This window comes from uncultured Cetobacterium sp., assembly GCF_947039425.1.
Lineage (GTDB): Bacteria > Fusobacteriota > Fusobacteriia > Fusobacteriales > Fusobacteriaceae > Cetobacterium_A.
On sequence record NZ_CAMQYW010000297.1, the window covers coordinates 1 to 2,515 of the forward strand.

Consider the following 2,515-nt stretch of genomic DNA (forward strand, 5'->3'; position numbering starts at 1 on the left):
AATGGGAACTATGGGAATTTGGTTATCAATTCCTGTTGCAGAGCTTTTAGCCATTGGAGTATCATTAACTTTACTAAAAAAACATAAAAGTGTATATCACTATTAGATTATAAAAATACCCATTAAAGAAGATTAAATTTCTTCTTTAATGGGTATTTTTTATTTTAATAATTTAAATAATAAAAGAGTTCCTAAAAATTTTTAGAATAATACTAAGTAAATATTTAAATAACATAAATTTGGAGGGGTTATATGGAATTAGAAGATATAAAAGAATTGTTTGAACTCTATTTAAAACCATTAAAAAAATTAGTATTACTTCCCATAGTTTTTCTGTATCTTTTTACAGGGATATTCCAAGTGGGACCAGATGAAGAAGCTGTTGTTCTTTTATTTGGAAAATATGAAAAAACAGTGGGACCTGGAATACATTGGTACTATCCAAGACCTATTGGAAGAAAAATTGTTATAAAAACAACTAAGGTTTATCGTGTAGAAGTAGGATTTAGAACAGTTAGTATTGGTCCACCTGCAAAATATCGTGATGTTGTTCAAGAATCTTTAATGCTTACTGGAGATGAAAATATAATAGATTTTAGTGTTCAATATAAGATAGTAAATTTAAAAAATTATCTCTTTAAAGTTAAGGATCCTAAAAATACTATTACAGCAGCAGCAGAAGCTAGTATTCGTCAAATTATAGGAATGTTTGTTATTGATGAAAGTTTAACAGAGGGGAAAAGTAATATTCAAATTTTAACAAGAGAAAAACTTCAAGAGATACTAGATATATATGGAATAGGAATACAGGTATTAAATGTGCAGTTACAAGATGTACAACCTCCAAAACCTGTAATTAAATCATTTAAAGATGTAGCTAGTGCTAGAGAGGATAGAATAAGATATATAAATGAAGCTAACGGTTATGCAAATGATATAATTCCAAAAGCCAGAGGTCAAGCTAAAAAAATTATAAATGAAGCTGTTGCTTATAAAGAGAAAAGAGTAAGAGAAGCTAATGGAAATGTGGCTAGATTTCTTAAACTATATGAAAATTATAAGTTGGGAAAAGAGGTTACAGAAACAAGGTTATATATTGAATCACTTGAAAAAAATCTTAAAAATGTAAATAAAGTAATTATAGATAGAGAAGTTAAAAATGGAGTATTAAATCTTATTCAAGAGGAGGTAAATAAAAATGAAAAAACTAATTAGTGGAATTTTAATTTTAGTTGCTATAATAGTTTATTCCTCTTTTTTTAAAGTTAATGAAATGCAAACAGCTATGGTTATAAGGCTTGGAAAACCTGTAGGAGAACCAATAAATAATGCAGGGTTAAATGTTAAAATACCTTTTGTTGATAAAGTAGAATACTTTGATAAACGTCTTTTAGAGTATGATTCTGAACCTAAAGAGCTAATAACAAAGGATAAAAAAAATATTGTAATAGATAACTATGCAAGATGGAGAATTGTTGAACCTTTAATTTTTCTTCAAACAGTACAAGATGAAAAAGGGGCTCAAGCTAGATTAGATGATATAATTTATTCAGAAATAAGAGAAAGACTAGGTCAATATACTCTTCTTGAAATTATATCTATAAAAAGAGATGAAATAATGGAAATAGTAACTAGAGAAAGTGATGAAAAAGTTAGAAAATTAGGTATAAAATTAGTTGATGCAAGAATTAAAAGGGCAGATCTTCCTGAACAAAATGAGGAAAATGTATATAAAAGAATGGAAGCTGAAAGAAAACAACAGGCTAAAAAATATCGTGCAGAGGGACAAGAAAAAGCTTTAGAGATAATTTCAGATGCAGAAAGAGATAAGACTATAATCCTTGCTGAAGCTTATGAAGATGCAGAAACAATCAAGGGTGAAGGTGATGCTAAGGCTTTAAAAATATATGCTAATGCCTATAATAAAGATCCTGAATTTTATAAATTTACAAGAACTCTTTCAGCATATAATAAAATTTTTAATGGAACAGGAAAAACAACAGTTATAATTTCAACAGATTCCCCTATTTTTCAATATTTAAATAATGTAAAATAAGGCAAAAGGCGGAGACTAGAGTATCCGCCTTTTACTTAATTATTTAGGTCTTCATAATTGGAGATTTTCATTTTCTTATCATTTATTATTTTATAAATAGAAAAATCTTTATTTTCACAATGAAATCTAAAGGTTTTTTTATCATTCTTTCTCAACTTTATTACTTCAAATTTATTATTATATTCCACAAGAATTAGTATCTCCTCTTTAGAGATATTTATAAAATTAGACTCATAAATATCTTGAGCTATTTTTTTTACTAACTTTCTTTTAGAACTAATAACATTTGCAGATACTTTTATTGGTATTTTTTCGCTAAATGTTTTTTTAGCTATAAAAATATGAATCACAAAAAATATAACCATTTTTTTCATTGCCATCTCACTCAATTCCTTTTTAGTAGATCTTCAAATTGTTCAGACAAAATAGGTTTACTAAATAAAAAACCTTGACCAATAT

3 protein-coding genes are annotated in these 2,515 nt (G+C 26.8%); 2 read left to right on the forward strand and 1 reads right to left on the reverse strand.

What is annotated here, in order from left to right; genetic code table 11:
- Positions 1-252 precede the first annotated feature (252 nt).
- Positions 253-1,215: an FtsH protease activity modulator HflK gene (gene hflK, locus Q0V09_RS10750; RefSeq protein WP_297489479.1), complete on the forward strand. Its 963-nt coding sequence runs from the start codon at positions 253-255 to the stop codon at positions 1,213-1,215.
- Positions 1,199-2,056: a protease modulator HflC gene (gene hflC, locus Q0V09_RS10755; protein ID WP_297489482.1), complete on the forward strand. Its 858-nt coding sequence runs from the start codon at positions 1,199-1,201 to the stop codon at positions 2,054-2,056. The genes hflK and hflC overlap by 17 nt, the downstream gene beginning before the upstream one ends.
- Before the next feature lie 35 nt (positions 2,057-2,091).
- Here the strand turns inward: hflC and Q0V09_RS10760 are convergent, their stop codons facing one another.
- Entirely contained in the window at positions 2,092-2,430 is a 339-nt protein-coding gene (locus Q0V09_RS10760; RefSeq protein ID WP_297489484.1) for a hypothetical protein, read from the reverse strand.
- Positions 2,431-2,515 lie beyond the last annotated feature (85 nt).

Coding starts and splice junctions, on each gene's coding strand:
- hflC (WP_297489482.1), top strand. CDS start 1,199: ATGAAAAAACTAATTAGTGGAATTTTAATTTTAGTTGCTATAATAGTT.
- hflK (WP_297489479.1), top strand. CDS start 253: ATGGAATTAGAAGATATAAAAGAATTGTTTGAACTCTATTTAAAACCA.
- Q0V09_RS10760 (WP_297489484.1), bottom strand. CDS start 2,430: ATGAAAAAAATGGTTATATTTTTTGTGATTCATATTTTTATAGCTAAA.